17 protein-coding genes and 1 pseudogene are annotated in these 15,302 nt (G+C 70.3%); 9 read left to right on the top strand and 9 right to left on the bottom strand.

Going from position 1 to position 15,302, the window contains the following annotated elements; all coding sequences use genetic code 11:
• Window positions 1-211 precede the first annotated feature (211 nt).
• Window positions 212-913 (bottom strand): DsbA family oxidoreductase, encoded by a 702-nt coding sequence (locus tag BN1555_RS01310; protein WP_093797102.1) that lies wholly within the window; start codon window positions 911-913, stop codon window positions 212-214.
• A gap of 59 nt (window positions 914-972) precedes the next feature.
• Window positions 973-1,833 carry an SDR family oxidoreductase gene (locus BN1555_RS01315; RefSeq protein WP_093797104.1) on the bottom strand — a complete coding sequence of 287 codons (861 nt, stop codon included), beginning with the start codon at window positions 1,831-1,833 and terminating at the stop codon, window positions 973-975.
• A gap of 136 nt (window positions 1,834-1,969) precedes the next feature.
• Between BN1555_RS01315 and BN1555_RS01320 the strand changes: the two genes are divergently transcribed.
• Window positions 1,970-2,374: a winged helix-turn-helix transcriptional regulator gene (locus tag BN1555_RS01320; protein ID WP_093797106.1), complete on the top strand. Its 405-nt coding sequence runs from the start codon at window positions 1,970-1,972 to the stop codon at window positions 2,372-2,374.
• A gap of 268 nt (window positions 2,375-2,642) precedes the next feature.
• Here BN1555_RS01320 and BN1555_RS01325 read toward each other — a convergent pair whose 3' ends face one another.
• Window positions 2,643-3,548 carry a hypothetical protein gene (locus tag BN1555_RS01325; RefSeq protein ID WP_141662793.1) on the bottom strand — a complete coding sequence of 302 codons (906 nt, stop codon included), beginning with the start codon at window positions 3,546-3,548 and terminating at the stop codon, window positions 2,643-2,645.
• Between the two features lie 134 nt (window positions 3,549-3,682).
• Window positions 3,683-4,339, bottom strand: a complete 657-nt coding sequence (locus BN1555_RS01330) for a class I SAM-dependent methyltransferase (RefSeq protein WP_093797110.1) — start codon at window positions 4,337-4,339, stop codon at window positions 3,683-3,685.
• A gap of 350 nt (window positions 4,340-4,689) precedes the next feature.
• On the opposite strand from BN1555_RS01330, the gene BN1555_RS01335 reads away from it, so the two are divergent.
• Entirely contained in the window at window positions 4,690-5,238 is a 549-nt protein-coding gene (locus tag BN1555_RS01335; protein ID WP_141662794.1) for a hypothetical protein, read from the top strand.
• Between the two features lie 841 nt (window positions 5,239-6,079).
• On the top strand, window positions 6,080-6,865 hold the full coding sequence (locus BN1555_RS01340; RefSeq protein WP_093797114.1) for an SAM-dependent methyltransferase: 786 nt from the start codon (window positions 6,080-6,082) through the stop codon (window positions 6,863-6,865).
• A gap of 163 nt (window positions 6,866-7,028) precedes the next feature.
• On the opposite strand, the gene BN1555_RS01345 is transcribed toward BN1555_RS01340, so the two are convergent.
• Window positions 7,029-7,235, bottom strand: coding sequence for a hypothetical protein (locus BN1555_RS01345; RefSeq protein WP_093797116.1), 207 nt, complete (start codon window positions 7,233-7,235; stop codon window positions 7,029-7,031).
• Window positions 7,236-7,432: 197 nt separating this feature from the next.
• Here BN1555_RS01345 and BN1555_RS01350 point away from each other — a divergent pair.
• Window positions 7,433-7,884 (top strand): annotated as a pseudogene (locus tag BN1555_RS01350) (YbhB/YbcL family Raf kinase inhibitor-like protein).
• An 81-nt stretch (window positions 7,885-7,965) separates the two neighbouring features.
• On the opposite strand, the gene BN1555_RS01355 reads toward BN1555_RS01350, so the two are convergent.
• The 3 genes from BN1555_RS01355 to BN1555_RS01365 all read right to left on the bottom strand — a co-directional run bounded on the left by BN1555_RS01355 (window position 7,966) and on the right by BN1555_RS01365 (window position 10,475).
• On the bottom strand, window positions 7,966-8,226 hold the full coding sequence (locus BN1555_RS01355) for a GlsB/YeaQ/YmgE family stress response membrane protein (protein ID WP_093797118.1): 261 nt from the start codon (window positions 8,224-8,226) through the stop codon (window positions 7,966-7,968).
• Between the two features lie 319 nt (window positions 8,227-8,545).
• Window positions 8,546-9,157, bottom strand: a complete 612-nt coding sequence (locus BN1555_RS01360) for an alpha/beta hydrolase (protein WP_093797120.1) — start codon at window positions 9,155-9,157, stop codon at window positions 8,546-8,548.
• Between the two features lie 562 nt (window positions 9,158-9,719).
• Window positions 9,720-10,475: a hypothetical protein gene (locus BN1555_RS01365; RefSeq protein WP_255305816.1), complete on the bottom strand. Its 756-nt coding sequence runs from the start codon at window positions 10,473-10,475 to the stop codon at window positions 9,720-9,722.
• A gap of 583 nt (window positions 10,476-11,058) precedes the next feature.
• On the opposite strand from BN1555_RS01365, the gene BN1555_RS01370 reads away from it, so the two are divergent.
• Entirely contained in the window at window positions 11,059-11,436 is a 378-nt protein-coding gene (locus BN1555_RS01370; RefSeq protein WP_255305817.1) for a hypothetical protein, read from the top strand.
• A gap of 370 nt (window positions 11,437-11,806) precedes the next feature.
• Window positions 11,807-12,448, top strand: coding sequence for a class I SAM-dependent DNA methyltransferase (locus BN1555_RS01375; RefSeq protein ID WP_093797122.1), 642 nt, complete (start codon window positions 11,807-11,809; stop codon window positions 12,446-12,448).
• Between the two features lie 28 nt (window positions 12,449-12,476).
• On the opposite strand, the gene BN1555_RS38760 is transcribed toward BN1555_RS01375, so the two are convergent.
• The gene (locus BN1555_RS38760; protein ID WP_176709911.1) at window positions 12,477-12,650 is read right to left on the bottom strand and encodes a hypothetical protein; all 174 of its coding nucleotides are present in this window, start codon (window positions 12,648-12,650) and stop codon (window positions 12,477-12,479) included.
• A gap of 106 nt (window positions 12,651-12,756) precedes the next feature.
• On the opposite strand from BN1555_RS38760, the gene BN1555_RS01380 reads away from it, so the two are divergent.
• The 3 genes from BN1555_RS01380 to BN1555_RS01390 are packed head-to-tail and all read left to right on the top strand — an operon-like array spanning window position 12,757 to window position 15,184.
• Window positions 12,757-13,560 (top strand): alpha/beta fold hydrolase, encoded by an 804-nt coding sequence (locus BN1555_RS01380; protein ID WP_093797124.1) that lies wholly within the window; start codon window positions 12,757-12,759, stop codon window positions 13,558-13,560.
• Window positions 13,560-14,849: a PP2C family protein-serine/threonine phosphatase gene (locus BN1555_RS01385; RefSeq protein ID WP_093797126.1), complete on the top strand. Its 1,290-nt coding sequence runs from the start codon at window positions 13,560-13,562 to the stop codon at window positions 14,847-14,849. The genes BN1555_RS01380 and BN1555_RS01385 overlap by 1 nt, the downstream gene beginning before the upstream one ends.
• A complete protein-coding gene (locus tag BN1555_RS01390; RefSeq protein WP_093797128.1) occupies window positions 14,846-15,184 on the top strand; it encodes an STAS domain-containing protein in 339 nt (112 codons plus the stop codon). The genes BN1555_RS01385 and BN1555_RS01390 overlap by 4 nt, the downstream gene beginning before the upstream one ends.
• The last annotated feature ends 118 nt before the right edge of the window (window positions 15,185-15,302 follow it).

Here is a 15,302-nt window from a genome sequence, read left to right on the forward strand (position 1 = left end):
CCCCACCGGGGCCGCCTCGATGACCAAGGCCCTGCGACCGCCCCGCCTGCTGCTGTTTCTCGTGAGCATCCACCGGGCCCAGGATCCGCAACCGCTGCCAGAAGTGGACGAAGCCAGTGGCGGCCTGGCGGGTGGCAGGCACGTAGCGCTGGTCCGGCTCCGAGGTCCCCGCCCCCGAAGAGAGACCGCTCCGGTACCGGGCGCGCCCTGGTCACGCGTCCGGGTGCGGGACCTCGCAGATGCCGTCCGGCCCGCACACGGCCCCGGACGGTGCGGCCGGGGCGAGGGGGCGCTCGGACCACGCGGTGCTCAGGACCTGGGCGAATGCCTCGGCAGGCCGGCCCCCGGAGAGGGCGAAGCGGCGGTCGATGACGAAGAAGGGGACACCGGTGGCTCCGAGCCGGGCGGCTTCCCGCTCATCGGCGCGTACCGCGTCGAGGTAGGCGTCCGGGTCGTCGAGAACGCCGCGTGCGTCGTTCTGGTCCAGTCCGGCGCGGGTGGCGAGGTGGAGGAGGGCGTCATGGGTGAAGAGGGTCCGGGCCTGGGCGAAGTAGGTCTCGAACATCAGGGACAGCAGTGGGTGCTGGCGACCGTGCGCCTTGGCGAGGTGCAGGAGGCGGTGGGCGTCCAGGGTGCTGCCGACCTGGCGGTCGGTGCGGTAGGCGAGCCCTTCGCCGGCCGCTGTTCTCGCGACCTGCTGGTCCATGCCGGGGCCCCGGGGGCCGAACTTGTCGGCCAGCATTTTGTGCACCGGTTCGACGTGCGCCTTGTCGTGTCCGGGGTCGAGTTCGAACGAGCGGTGGATGACTTCGACCTGGTCGCGGTGGTCGAAGCCGGCCAGGGCCTTTTCGAAGCGGGTGGTGCCGATGTAGCACCAGGGACAGACGACGTCGCCCCAGATCTCTACGCGCATGGTCGTGTTGTTCCTTGCGTCTGTGCGGGTGGCGGGGGTGTTGCGCTGTGCGGCGGGTGTCAGGCCGCAAGGGCCTGGGTGACGGCGGTGGACAGCGGTGTGGTCGGCCGCCCCAGGAGTCCGCTCAGGTCGGTGGTGACACCGGCCAGTGCGCCCTGGGAGACCTGCACGTCGGCGTCGACGATCAGGTCGGTGACGAAGCCGGGCAGACCGGCCCCGGTGAGGATCTGCCGGTACTGCTCGGCGGGCAGGTCCGCGTAGGCGACCGGCTTGCCGGACTGCGCGGCGCTCTCGGCGGCCAGCTCCGGCAGCGACCAGGCAGCGTCACCGGTGAGGTCGTAGACCTTTCCGGCCTGGTCGTCACGGGTGAGAACCACGGCGGCGGCTTCGGCGAAGTCCGCGCGGGTGGCGGAGGCGATCCGGCCCTGGCCCGCGCTGCCCGCGATGGCGCCGCGCGCGACGGCGTCGGGGAGGGTCGCGGTGTAGTTCTCGGTGTACCAGCCGTTGCGCAGCAGCACCGCGGGCAGGCCGGAGTCGTCAATGGCCTGCTCGGTGTCGCGGTGCACTCGCGCCAGACCCAGCGGGTTGGTGGGGGCTCCGGTGACCGAGGTGTAGGCGATCAGGCCGACGCCGGTCTTGGCCGCGGCGTCGACGGCCGCGCGGTGCTGGACGATGCGGGTGTCGTCCGGGCCGGTCGAGGAAACGAGCAGGAGCTTGTCGGCACCGGCGAAGGCGGTCAGGAGGGTCTCGGGCCTCTCGTAGTCGGCGAGGCGGATGTCGACGCCCAGGGCGGCGAGGTCCGCCGCCTTGGCGGGGGTGCGCACCGCCGCGGCGATCTGGCCGGCGGGCACACCGCGCTGGAGCAGGTGCTCGATGACCTGGCGGCCGAACTGTCCTGTGGCACCGGTGACAACGATCATGACGGATTCCTTCGCGTACTGGGGGCGAGGCCGGGTGGCATCCCGGCGGCTCCACCGACAGTACACTAACTAAAAGTTAGTGCAAACTTTTACACCGTGCTGTGTTCGGGGTAACGTGAAGGTGAAGGAGGCATTCATGAACGAGTTGTCCACCGAGGACGAGCGTCGGGCAGCTGCGCTGGAGTTCGACGTCTTCGCCAAGCACTGCCCCTCCCGTCAGGTACTGGACCACCTCACGGGCCGCTGGGGCGTCCTGGTCCTCGCGGGCCTGCGCAAGGGGCCCGCGCGCTTCAACGCCCTGCGCCGGCGCGTCGACGGGGTCAGCGAGAAAATGCTCGCCCAGACACTCCAGGCCCTGGAACGCGACGGCTTCGTCAGCCGCGAGGTTCTCACCGCCATGCCCCCGAGCGTCAACTACTCCCTCACGCCCCTGGGTGAGACCACGGCCGATCACCTCATGGCCTTCATCGGCCATATCGAAGCCAACATGTCCGCAGTCCTCGCATCCCAGGAAAAGCACACCCCCGCAAACCCGGCGTGACCCGGCCGCCCGGCTCGCGGTCGGGTCCGCCCGCACACCGACGAGCCAAGGCCGTGTCTCCCTGAGGTCCGGGACGGCTTGGAGCGCGTAGCGCGGTCACGGGCGGGTTTTCCGAGGCACCGCCAGCAGATGAGGCTGCGGGTGAGGGAGACGAAGGCGCCGTGGAGCGCGGGACGGCGCTCCCCGCGGACGGCGAGACGCTTGAAGTGGTGGAGCAGGGCAGCGGGGCGCTTTCGTGGTGGCCGCCGCGCTGATCAGCGCGAGCGTGTCACTTCGTGCTGAACTTCAGTACGGCGCCGTCCTCATTGACGGCGACGGCTTTGACGGTGACCTTGCCGCCGCCCGCTTCGCCGAATGACCCGGTTCCGCCGGCGCCCAGCCCGACCTCCCCCACGCCCCCCTTGGGCCCGCTATTGCGCACTGTGGCCTTGGTCTTCGTCAACGACACACGCAACTTCCATACGCCGACCACGACGTCCACCTGCTTCGTCACCAGGATCCCGCAGGCCCCGTCCTTGCAGGCGCCGGCGTCCGTGCCGTCTGCGGCTCCGGGCAGCGGCTCGGGCGGGGCGCACTTGGGCGCGGCGCGGTAGGCGGCCGAGAGCTTCGGCTCCTTGGCGGCCACGGTCGGCAGGCCGGGTTTGGGCATCTTCAAGGACTCGATCAGCCTGCCGACACGTTCGGCCCGATCGACCGAGTCCTCCGCGGGACTGGTGAACGCGCTGGAGCCGGTCAGCTCGGCGACCTTCGGCTGGATCCTCCCGATCTCCTTGGCCAGGCTGTCGTGCAGCCGGTCCGCGGCGGCGATGCCCGACGGCCGCACGTTGGCGAGTGCCTGCGTGACCTCGTCGGGGGAGGACGATGCGCCCTGCAGGTAGCCCACGGCGATGAACTCGGGTGCGATCAGCGCGTCCTCGGGTGGGTCTGTGATTTCCTTGACCTCGCCGGCGCTGTCCGTCTTCATCGTCTCGAAGAGCTGGGTGGCCTCGCACATCCGATCGGCCCATTTCACCAGCGCCCGGTCCGGCGCGGTGGACCTCGGCGCGGCTGACCTCGAAGCGCTCGCTGCGGGTCCCGCCGAACCGTCACCGTCCCGCGTGTCCGACGAACATCCGCCGACGGCGAGGGCGACCCCGACCGTCAGCACGGCGACGCGCCCCACCCCTGCCTTCATCGGCACAGCATTCCCTTCTTCCCGACGCTTCAGTCCCAGCCGCCCGCCATCGGCTGCGGCTCCCCCGTCAGGCACCCCGCCAGAGTGACGGAGGCGGTGCCGGCCCGGCTTCTGCGTCCTGGGTCCTCTGCCGCTCAGACCTGACGCCATGTCAGCGTGTAGCGCCAGAACAGCCGGCGGCGCAGCCGTGCACCGGGCAGTGCGTGTCGGGTTGTGGTGACGATGTCGGGAAAGGTCATGGCTGGTGGACGGGTTGGTGCGGTCATCGAGACCGGCCGGGGTGCTGTTCGGCCCTTGTTCTTGATCCAGCCCGTGGCGGCATTCAGCGGGATGGCGATGGTGCCGAGCAGATGGTCGACGGGGGTCTGCGCACGCCAGAGGCCGACGACGACCAGAGTCCCTCCGGGTGCCAGGTGCCGACGGAAGTGGGTGAGAGCCTCGGTGAACGGAAGGTGGTGGATGGTGGCGACGCAGGTGATGACGTCGTAGGAATCAGCGGGGATTCCGGTCAGCGCGTCTGCGGCAGTGAAGGTCACCGGGGCGGCCGCAGGGGTCAACTCCTGTGCCCGGGCTGCGATTGCGGGATCGGAGTCGATTCCATGCACCGCCTTGGCGCGTGCGGCCAGGAGCCTGGCCAGGTCACCGCTGCCGGAGCCGATGTCCAGGGCCTTGTCGAAGCGCCCGGGAAGCTGACGCAGGATCCACCGGTGGTAATGGGCGTTGTGGTCCCAGGGGTGAGCGGCGTTGAACCGGTCGAGCGCGTGCAGGAGGCGGCGTGGCAGTGTCGTCATGCGTCAAGTCCATCAGGCCCTCTGTCCTGCCGTACCCCTCCCCACCGGGGAAGTGCCGCCTGAGCCAGAACCTGCTTTCGGGTACTGAGCCGGTGGAGGGGAGCAAGGCGGTGGAGAAGGGCAAGGCGGTGGAGGCGCTGCGGGAGGAGATCGGGTGTGACGACGGAGCAGTTGGCAAATCAGCACGCTGGTCGGCAAGCATCAAGGAGGGCGCCCGCAGAAAGACTGCGGCCGAGCGCCGCAGCCGACCCGGGAGCGTTCTGGTCGGTCGCGCTGAATGCCGTTGCCGTCCTGGAGTGGTGCGAGGCGCGGCCGGCTTCGGTGTCAGTGGTCCCGCGTACGGTCTGTGCATGGTTGATCAGAACCCTCCCTCGCCCTCGGTGTACGACTTCGCGACCTGGGAGCCCGTACTGCGGCTTCTGCGGGACAGCGGGGCGATGGAGCGGGCCGCCCCGTGCATCCGCGTGGCGGGACGCGTCGGCCGAGGGGGCTGGAGTCTGCCTCTGCGGCGACGGATGCCACCGCCCGGCCGGGCCGCCCAGGTCGAGGACATGCGGGACGAGATGGAGGCGGTGGAGCGGGTGCAGAGCGCGCTCGCGGACGCCGCTGTCGGCGACATCTCGTTCACAGCGGAGATATCGCCGGACGGGAAGACCGTGCTCCGCCTGCTCGGGCAAAGCCCCGCCGTGGAGTCCGGCATCGGCACCCCGCACCCTGGGGCGCTCATCCTGGTCGAGGGCGCCGTTCCGCAGCCCTGGCGCTGTCTTCCCGATCCGGTGCCCGATGCAGTGCCGGCTCCGTCGGCGGATCCGGCGTTGCTGAAGCGGGTGCTCTCTGAGCGGTTGCCCGATGCCATCGGCGCGACGGAGGCGGAGATCGCCGCGACCGCCGTCGCGTAATGCGGCCTCGCAGCAGGGGGACGAGTGATCATCTGTGCTCGGAATGGTGACCATCGGCGTCCACGGCCTCGGCGGCGATCCCCTCTCGCGACGACTGCGACACGCAGACGTCCGCCTGCTGCTCGACGTACGTCAGCGCCCCGGTGCCCGCAGGCCCGAGTACGTCTGGGCGAACTGCACACCGGCCGGGAGAACCGGCATCGGCATCGGCGTGCAGGACGACACCGGAACGTGCGACCGCATCGCGTGGGCGGGCATCATCTTTGGCCCGCACACAGGTGTGACATGGCACGATGTGCCGCGTCAGGGGGCGGGTCGCTCCGGGGGTACGGCCTGGCGCCGCCTGCGGGACTGGACCACCCACCTCTGCAACGGTTCCTTGCGCCGCGATCGCCATGCTCCGGCCGCGCCCTTCGAGCGCGGAGACCGCAGTGGATGCGGACTCCGCTCAGGGGGGCGGGGTACCGCACCCGATCGCCGGCCTTGCTCGCGGCAGCACTCATCATGCGGTCGGTGCCCCGCGATGGCGGGGTGGGGGTGAGATCTGGCGGTTGAGTGGGACCGTTCGCCGGGCCATTTCGCCGCGCTTTCGCCGGGAGCGCGCTTCTTGGGCCACCCGCGGCTGCCGACGCAGCGTGAGGCCGTTCCTGCGCCGGTGTGGTGGAACAGGTGAGCCATGAACTGCGCAGTTCCGCGCAGTTCATGCCGAACTCGTCGAAGACGGCCTCATGTCCGGGGGCCGAGCGACTTCCCACATCGGCAAGGGTACGGTCATGCCCGTGAGCGCGACCCGCCGGCCTATGGCCAACTGCGCTACCTGCACAGCGAGTAGGAGAATTTGATGACCTCTGACGACGTTGAGTTCCGCAAGCAGATACGGTCGGACATACCGCATTCCGCGCGGGTGTGGAACGCGTGGCTGGGCGGGAAGGACAACTACCCGGTGGACCGGGAGCTGGCCGACGCGGTCACGGCCGCCTACCCGCAGATGGCCGGCATCGCGCAGGCATCGCGTGCGTTCCAGGCCCGGGCGGTGCGCCACCTCACCACCCTGGGAGTGCACCAGTTCCTGGACGTGGGAACAGGGCTTCCGGTGGAGAACAGCACCCACGAGGTCGCACAGGCCGTTGCGCCGCATGCCCGGATCGTCTACGTGGACAACGACCCCATCGTCCTGGTTCACGCCGCAGCGCTGCTGACCAGCGCCCCGGAGGGCAGGACGGCCTACGTGGATGCGGACCTGTCCGACACGGACGTGGTGGTCGACGAGGCGGCGAAGACGCTGGACCTGTCCGAGCCGGTGGCGGTGCTCCTGCTGTCGACCCTGGGGCACCTGCCCCCGGCCGACGGGATCAAGGTGGTCCAGCAGTACATGGCCCGGATGCCGTCGGGGAGCTACCTGGTGCTCTGCGACACGGTGAAGACGCCGCAGACACTGGCTGCGCAGGAGGCGTACGACTCGGGAGACAACCCGCCCTACCTGGTACGGGAACCAGAAGAGATCACAGGGTGCGCCGAGGGCCTGGAGCTGATCGAACCGGGCTTCGTGTCCATCGCGTTCTGGCGCCCGACGCAGGAGCACCCGACAGCCGTCGATCAGTGGGGGCTCGTCGCCCGTAAGCCCTGAAGGGCAGGGCGGGCAGGTTGCTGATCCTGTTCCGGGCCGGGGTGTCCACGGTGCCGCGTCGCGTCCATGAGGCAGAGGCCGTCGAGGTCATGCGTGGTGCCGGGGTTGAACCGCTGGAGCCCCGGCCCGTGGCAGGTACAGGGGGCCGGCAGGAGCCTCACGGTCATGGCCCGCCGGGTCGGGAACCAGCAGCGGCGCCGACGAGGCCGATCCCGACCGGCCCGGACGCGGCCGGCCCGGCTGCTCGGAGACGTACGAGCGCGTCTTCCAGGCGGAGGCGGAGCAGCAACACCGGGGCGAGGGCGGGCACCTGGACGAGGCGTGCCGCCGCACCGGTCTGCCGCAGGACGAAGCCCGCGCTCCGCTCCACGGCCCGGCCGCTCCCCACGGCCTCGTGAGCGAGCCGGGGGCCGCGGACTCCCCCGACCTCGGCCCCGCTACGGGATGAAGCCCGGGCGCTGGTCCGGCGCGGGCATCTCATACGTCAGGGCCGCCGCAGATGGGCCATACGCGTGCATCTGCGGGACGGCTCCGCAGGGCGGCCTGCCTGCCGGGGAGGACGTCGGCATGGCTGGAATCGAGCTCAGGAGTGCCGCTTTCAACGACGGCTCCTTCATCCCGCGCCGATGTGCGAAGGAGGGCGACAACGTCTCACCGACCTGATCTGGTCGGGCGTGCCCGACGGCGCCGCCGAACTGGTACTGCTGTGTGAGGACCCGGACGCTCCGACGGGAACCTTCGTCCACTGGCTCGTCACCGGCATCGATCCCGCGAGCGGCGGCGTGGAGGCCGGCCAGACACCCCCCGGCGGCCAGGAGCGGCGCAACGGCTACGGGGACCCCGGCTGGGGAGGACCCAACCCTCCGGCCGGCGATCAAGCGCACAAGTACCTCTTCCGCATCTACGCGCTTCCCGAGCCGGTCCCCCTGCCCGACAACGCGACGGCGGACGACGTGCACGCGGCCGTGGACAAGCGCCGGCCGGCCGGCGGCACGCTCATGGGGCTGTACCACCGCTGAACGGTCATTGATCCGACTGACGGCCGGGGCGGCCGGCGCAGCCACTGCTACGCCGGCCGCCCCGGCCGTACTCCTGAGGGGTCACGCGTGCCGTCGGGCCCACAGGGGGGTGACGAAGGCGATGAGGACCGCTGCGATACCGATCTGGAAGATGTGGCGGATCCAGTCGATACCGCCGGTGTCGCGCACACCGAAGGCGGTGGCGAGTGCGTTGCCGCCGACGGCGCCGACGACGCCGAGGAGGACTGTCAGCCACAGGGGGATGGGCTGACGTCCGGGAACGACCAGTTTCGCCAGCAGACCGATGATGAGCCCCGCAATGATGGCCCAGAGGAACGACACGGCAACTCCTTCCGTTCACTGCCCCGACCCTCGGGTACCAAGTCCGCGTGCCCGCCGGAGACGGCCATAAGCCTCGTTCGCCCCGGGGATCTCCGTGCAGCCACCGGGCCGGCACCATGCTGCGGCTGTCCTCGGGTGGCGGGGGGTGTGGAAACCTCCAGACGTCCGGGTCAACGCGGCATGCCTCAACGGCCCGCGGAGGAAGGAGGATTCCTCGCGGCCGCGGCCCCGGCACCGTGGCTACGACTTGTTGCCGGGCTCACACCGCCTGCTTCCGGACTCCGCGTCCATGGGGCCACGGGGAGATGTGGACACTGCCTCATGGGGTGCTCCACCATCGCAAGGCTTCTGCCGCTACGTCAGCGGGCACGTCGTGGCCACCGGCGAACTCGCGGTAGGTGACCGGACAGTCGTCGTCGCGGAGCGTACGGACGACTTCACGGCCGCACCGGTCGATCGGCAGCACCCGGTCCTCCGTGCCGTGGGAGACGAAGATGCGGGGCCGGCCATGACGGAGCATGGGCGCCATGAACCCGGGAGAGAAGGCGGGCACCGCGCCCAAGAGATCGCCGTTGGTCAGTCCCGGGGAAAGGGCGTAGGAGGCGCCGTCGGAGAAGCCGGCGATCGCCACGTCCGCCGCCCCGACCGGAAACCTCCGGAACACACCGGCCAGCGCGGTGTCGATCCGGACCACGTCCGGGCCGTATCCGCCGACGATCAGATCCCAGGTGGAGCCGGAGGACCGAGGCGCGAGGAGCAGGAGGTCGTCGGCTCCGGTCTGCGGACGCAGCCATTCCAGGGCCTGCTCGGCTGGCCCTCCGGCCCCGTGGAGCACGAGAGCCAGCCGATACGGCGGCGGGGCCGGGGGCACGCGCAGGAAGGCCTGCCTGTCCGTCCGGTACGTGCCCGGCTGCTGCGGCTTCGCTTCCACAGCGCGCGGACGCGCAGTGAGCCTGCCGTGGCGTGCGCCTTCCTGGACCGACCGGTGGGGAGCACCATTTTCGGGTATCGGCATTTCGAGCGCCGCCTCCCTTCACCAGGTCCTGGAAATCCTGGATCCTTCGGTCTCGTCATGGCGTCGGTCCGGTACCCCTGAGGCCCGGTGTACCGATGGTGGGGCTCAATGGGCGGTGGCCGCGTCCCGGCGGCGTGCCGGTCGGCAGTGCGCGCCGTTTCCCACAGGCTTGACGGTCCGACTGCATGAACCGCTCACTCGGCGTCTTGGCGGCACGCTCCGGCGCAGCCGGTTCGTCCCGCCTGCCACGGCCCCCGCAGCCGGCGCCCGCCACTCCGCGGGGTTCGGGCGCGGCTGGGCACGTGGAACGTGTTCACCGTCGCCCGCGCACGATCAGCGGGAGAGCCAAGAGCTGTCGGTCACAGGGTCCAGACGTGAATGGCGTTCTCCGTCGGGGAGGCCGTGTACCAGGTGCCGTCACCGGGGGCCTGGGGAAGTCCGGCTACCGGGAAGGGGTACGTGAGCTGTGCGGCCACACTCATCCGGTGAGATCGATCAGCCAGTGCCGGCCGGCGCCGAATTCCTCGTCGCTTTCGGCCGTGCCGACCACAGCCGTGTCCTCGTTGAGGAATCCTCCCTCGTAGTCGAAGAAGACCTCGGCGTCATCGCTGTCAGGCTCTGCCTCCGGGTGCCCGGGAACCGCGTCAGCACTCAGTTCGGCTTCCACCGAGCCATCGGTGGCCCGGTGCACGGCGAGGACGCCCTGGTCGTGCGTGACGGTCAGCAGTCGACCGCCGGACGGGCTCACCGCCGTCAATATGCGGTCTTCGTCTCCGAAGCAGTCGACCGACAGCGTCTGGCCGTCCCACCGTCCCCATCTCAGTGGGGAGCCGTCCTGGCCTTCACCGATGGTCAGACCCATCTGGTGCGGATCAGGGTGCGGCACATGGACCGACCCGGCAGCCGCTGTCCGCATATCGGCGCGTGCGAGCACCTTCCCGTCGGCAGCATCTATGACCAGCCATTCCTCCGCCCGGGCGTCGCGGGCGGGCGGATGCTGCGCGAGCGGGCCCCTGGTATGGGCCCACACCAAGGAGCCGTCCGCCGAGAAGCCGGCCGATCCGCTGCCCGCGTACCGATGATCCCGGTCGTCCGCGTACTCGTCGAAAGCGGCATGGCCCGCGCAGCCGGCCCAGCAGCGGTGTTGAAGCTCCCACCGCACCGCTCCCGTCCGGTCCACCGCCCGCAGCGCGTGCAACCCTGCGAAGACAACCAGGTCCCCGGCCGGCGCCACCGCGCATCCGCCGAACCGGCGCGTCCAAGGCGCGGGGAAGCGGACCTCTGGACCTCCTTCCGAGGCAGCGTCCGTCCGGCCCACCTCCCGCACGACCACGTCCGTGTCACCACGCTGCACCATCCGCCGTCCGCTGGGCCGGGACTCCAGATACGGAGCATCGTCCGCGCGAGAGAAGGAAAACGGGGCGGAAAAGGTGGCGACAAGGCGAGCGGACGCGGTCACAAGGCCTCCGGAACGAGGAAGGTCATCTACTCTACGGCCGGACACTGACAGCACCGCCCCATGGGCCCTGTGGGCCGGTCCCGGCCCGGACGGCGAACGGGTCCAGCCGGCCGGGCATCGGGAGCCGGCACCCCGAGGCCGGCAGGAACCCCGGCGTTGCCTCGTTGTTCCCGCCGGCCCGCGGCACCGACAGGTCCACCGGGCCTCGTGAAGACATCGGTTGCACGCCCCTCCTCCGGGCAACGCCCAGCCGCAGGACCACGTCCTTCCGGGCGTGACTGAACTCATCGACTCCTCCGGCCCTGACCGCTGCGAAGAGAATGTGCGGCCTGGCCCGCTATGGCGTCATGCCTCGTGGGTGGTGGGCATCACGGTCCTCGGGGTGGGCCTGGGCTGGGCGAGCGCCTTGTTCCGTACAGGGCCCGAGGAATACGGGCTGCCGTCCGTCGCTCCGGGGGCGGTCTGGCCGTATCTGGCCGTCTGGACTGCGACCGGCCTGGCTGCGGCGGTCGCGCTGCGGGTTGCCGCAGCCAGGACGCCGGTCTACGCCGTGGGGCGGGTCGCAGCCGTACTCACCGCCCTGGGCACCCGACTCTCGCTGGGCTGGCGGCCGGAGGCACTGGCGCTGGGGGCGATGGTTGCGGCTGTCCTGACGGCGGCGGTCCTGTGGTGCGCTCCTGCGCTGCGTTCCGGCGCTCGTGACAACCGCGGCGGGCGGCTCACGTCCGGCAGTTGACCCGCTTGTTGAACCTGCCCGGTGGGCCGTGCCAGGAGCACGGGAACCTCACCTCCACCACCGTGAGCACGACCGAGCCCGCCTTCGACCCGGGCAGCCGCTACTTGTGCCGCGAGTGGGCCGGCGTGTGACATCAGCGGCGGGACAAGGGGGCGGGGTGCGTGACGGCGAACATCGCTTCTCGGGGGCAACCGTGTGGCGCGAGGCGAGCGGGGACCGATTCGTGCAGCTCAGCGCCGCCGTAAGCGGCAGTTGTAAGGGGCACTGTCGCGTGCGGGACATGTGGCGCCACTGTCGCTTCGAGCAGTCACCAGTGGAACCTGCCCGATAATCAGTCGTCAGCGTCAGGAACGCTCTAGTGTCCTCGCCTGTGACTGAACTTTCCTCGTATCACCGTGCGACAGCCGATGCCTACGATGCCGTCGCCGTTCGCTATGCCGAATTGCCCCGCGACGACCTCGACACTCTTCCGCTGGACCGCGCGGTGCTCGCCGCGTTCGCCGAGACTGTGCGGGCCGCCGGATCCGGGCCCGTCGCCGAGCTGGGATGCGGTCCCGGGCCTGTCACAGCACACCTGCGGGATCTGGGACTGGACGTCTTCGGCGTCGACCTGTCGCCGGTGATGATCGGTCTCGCCCGCGAGACATACCCCGACCTGCGGTTCGAGGTCGGTTCCATGGACGCCCTGGACTTGGCCGATGGCCGGCTGCAGGGCATCGTGTCCTGGTATTCGGTCATTCACGTCCCACCGCGGGACGTGTCTTCGTACTTCGCCGAGTTCCGTCGGGTACTCGCGCCCGACGGAACTCTTCTGCTCGCCTTCTTCGAGTCGGAAGGTGAGCCGACCACGGCGTTCGATCACAAGGTGGCGACAGCCTACCGATGGCCGGTCGACGACCTCGCGGGGCTGGCCGGTGGGGCCGGCTTCACCGAGGTCGGCCGGATGCTGCGTGAGCCATGCGAAGGGGAACGGTTCCGTCGGGGGCATCTGCTGATGCGCGCAGGGAAGTAGCTTCGTCCCGTTGCCCGGCCGAACGGCGTCACGCGGGCGGGACGCGGTGGCAGACGCCGAACCACGCCGCCAGCGGTTTCCACAGCAGCAGCTCGGTCTCCTGCCACCGGCCGGGGGCGGGCTCCCAGTCCCCCGGCGCGCCGGGGGTCACCTGGGCCTCGCTCACGCCGTCGACGCCCCGCAGCGCCGGCTCATCCCACATCCACCGGGACGGGCAGGCCGCCGTTCGAGAACGGCCTGCTCCGGGGTGCCTTGGGTACCTCGGGGTCGTGTCCGAGTGGTGAGTGGAGCTTGAGAGACTGGTGGGTATGAGTATCGATCGTAGGAACAACGTCACCGTCATCGGCAACCCGCAGGGGCCGGCGGTCGTGCTGGCTCACGGGTTCGGCTGTGATCAGAACATGTGGCGGCTGACGGTGCCTGCCCTGGTCGAGGACTACCGGGTGGTGCTGTTCGACTACGTGGGTTCGGGCCGCTCGGATCTGTCCGCGTTCTCGGCGGACCGCTATGCCTCCCTGGACGGTTACGCCCAGGACGCAGTGGAGGTGTGCGAGGCCCTCGACCTGCGCGATGCGGTGTTCGTGGGGCACTCGGTCAGCGCGATGATCGGGGTACTGGCCGCGGGCATGGCTCCGGAGCGCATCGGGGCGCTGGTCATGGTCGCCCCCTCTCCGCGGTACATCGACGACGACGGCTACCGGGGCGGGTTCAGCGCGCAGGACATCGACGAGCTGATGGAGTCCCTGGAGTCCAACTTCCTGGGCTGGTCGGCGGTGATGGCACCGGTGATCATGGGGAACGCGGAGCAGCCCGAGCTCGGTGAGGAGCTGAGGAACAGCTTCTGCGCGACCGATCCGGACATGGCGCGCGTCTTCGCCCGCACCACGTTCCTGTCCGACTCCAGGGAGGATCTGAAAAAGGTGAAAGTGCCGACGCTGGTACTGGAATGCGCCCAGGACGTCATCGCTCCCCGGGAGGTCGGCGCCTACGTTCACCAGGCGGTGCCCGGCTCACAACTGGTCACTCTCGATGCGACCGGGCACTGCCCGCACCTGTCCGCGCCCGAGGTCACCAATGAGGCGATCACCGGTTTCCTGGCGGGCCTGCGGTGATGTGCCGTACCGGCCAGCAACCCGACCCCCACAACGCCGACGACGGGAAAACGTCGGATGCGGTGTTCGCCGCGCTGCTGGAGGACAGCGTCGACGAGCTGTACGAGAGCGCGCCGTGCGGGTATCTGTCCACGTTGATGGACGGCACCATCGCGAAGGTCAACACCACGCTGCTGAGCTGGCTCGGTCTGGAGCGGGAGGCGGTGGTGGGCCGGATGCGGTTCACCGACCTGCTGACCGTGGGCGGCAAGCTGTACCACGAGACGCACTTCGCGCCGCTGCTGCGGATGCAGGGCGAGATCGGCGGCATAGCCCTGGAAATCAAGCAGGCCGGCGGCGGCCGGATACCGGTACTGGTCTCCTCGGTGGTCAAGTACGGCAGTACCGGCGAGCCACTGCTGGTCCGCACCACTGTCTTCGACGCCCGGGACCGCCGCGCCTACGAGGAGGAACTCCTGCGCGGCCGGAGAGTGGCCGAAGAAGCCCGCAAACAGGCGGAAGCCGACCGCGCCAGGTTGCAGGACGCCCTGGCCGTGCTCCAGCAGTCACTGCTGCCCGCCATCCTGCCGCCGGTGCCCGGGATGGAGGCGGCTGCCCACTACCACACCGCCTCCCCCGACCGGATCGGCGGCGACTTCTACGACGTCTTCCCCGTCGACGGCGAACGCTTCGCCTTCTTCCTCGGTGACGTGTGCGGCAAAGGCCCCCAAGCAGCTGCGGTCACCTCACTGACGCGCTACACCCTGCGCGCCGCCGCCCTGCACGATCCAGACCCCGTTTCCGCTCTGTCCACCCTCAACAAAGTGCTCCACGAGCGCTACAGCGGCAGCGGCGACCCGCGTTACTGCACCACCGTCTTCGGCACCCTCGAACCCGACCCCGCGACCGGGCAGGTCGCCGTCCGCCTCGCTGCGGGAGGCCACCCCCCGGCCCTCGTCCTGCGCGCCGACGGTACGGCCGCCTTCCTGCCCACTCCCGGCGGCCTCCTCGTCGGCATCCTGCCCGACGCGCACTTCGCCACCGCCGCCACCGTTCTCGCCCCCGGCGACACCCTCCTGCTCTACACCGACGGCCTCACCGAAGCCCGCACCGGTGAAGACCGCGCCACCCTGTACGGGGACGAGGCCCTGCTCACCTTCGCCGCCGGCCACGCCGGCAAGTCCCCCCATGCCGTCATCCAGGCCCTGACCGGCCTGCTGGACGACTTCGGCGACGGCCTCGACGACGACACCGCCCTCCTCGCCCTCGGCGTCCCCGCCCCCGGCCCGGCAACGAAGACCCCACGATGAACCCGCTGAAGATCACCACCCGAGACGCTGCGACCGGTCCCATTCTGGCGATCACCGGCGAACTCGACTACACGAACGCCACCACACTGCGTGAACTGCTCGGCACGCTCACCCTCCAGCCCGGCCAGCGCCTCATCCTGGACCTGGGCAGCATGAAATTCTGCGACTCCAGTGGCATCACCGCCCTGATCGCTGCCCGCAACCATGCCCACGGCGCCCGCGCGGACATCGCGCTCGCCGCCGTACCCGCCCGTACGCTGCGCATCCTGCGCATCGTCGGCCTCGACCAGATCTTCCCCCTCCACCCCGACAGCGACAGCGCCGCCGGGTCCTGACCCGCGACGACCTGCTCACGCAGCGACAGAGGCGTCGAGCGTCTACCGCTCCCGGCTCGACGGCGCCCGAACGAGAGGTCACGGCCTGGCCCGTACCGCGCCCGGCATCCCCTGGCCC

Origin of the sequence: Streptomyces sp. Wb2n-11, assembly GCF_001049855.1 — a bacterium.
GTDB lineage: Bacteria > Actinomycetota > Actinomycetes > Streptomycetales > Streptomycetaceae > Streptomyces > Streptomyces altiplanensis.

Excerpts from the sequence above, each read along its gene's own strand:
- BN1555_RS01390 (WP_093797128.1), top strand. The coding sequence starts at position 14,846 with ATGAACCCGCTGAAGATCACCACCCGAGACGCTGCGACCGGTCCCATT.
- BN1555_RS01380 (WP_093797124.1), top strand. The coding sequence starts at position 12,757 with ATGAGTATCGATCGTAGGAACAACGTCACCGTCATCGGCAACCCGCAG.
- BN1555_RS01315 (WP_093797104.1), bottom strand. The coding sequence starts at position 1,833 with ATGATCGTTGTCACCGGTGCCACAGGACAGTTCGGCCGCCAGGTCATC.
- BN1555_RS01310 (WP_093797102.1), bottom strand. The coding sequence starts at position 913 with ATGCGCGTAGAGATCTGGGGCGACGTCGTCTGTCCCTGGTGCTACATC.
- BN1555_RS01385 (WP_093797126.1), top strand. The coding sequence starts at position 13,560 with ATGTGCCGTACCGGCCAGCAACCCGACCCCCACAACGCCGACGACGGG.
- BN1555_RS38760 (WP_176709911.1), bottom strand. The coding sequence starts at position 12,650 with ATGTGGGATGAGCCGGCGCTGCGGGGCGTCGACGGCGTGAGCGAGGCC.
- BN1555_RS01320 (WP_093797106.1), top strand. The coding sequence starts at position 1,970 with ATGAACGAGTTGTCCACCGAGGACGAGCGTCGGGCAGCTGCGCTGGAG.
- BN1555_RS01340 (WP_093797114.1), top strand. The coding sequence starts at position 6,080 with ATGACCTCTGACGACGTTGAGTTCCGCAAGCAGATACGGTCGGACATA.
- BN1555_RS01325 (WP_141662793.1), bottom strand. The coding sequence starts at position 3,548 with ATGAAGGCAGGGGTGGGGCGCGTCGCCGTGCTGACGGTCGGGGTCGCC.
- BN1555_RS01330 (WP_093797110.1), bottom strand. The coding sequence starts at position 4,339 with ATGACGACACTGCCACGCCGCCTCCTGCACGCGCTCGACCGGTTCAAC.
- BN1555_RS01335 (WP_141662794.1), top strand. The coding sequence starts at position 4,690 with ATGGTTGATCAGAACCCTCCCTCGCCCTCGGTGTACGACTTCGCGACC.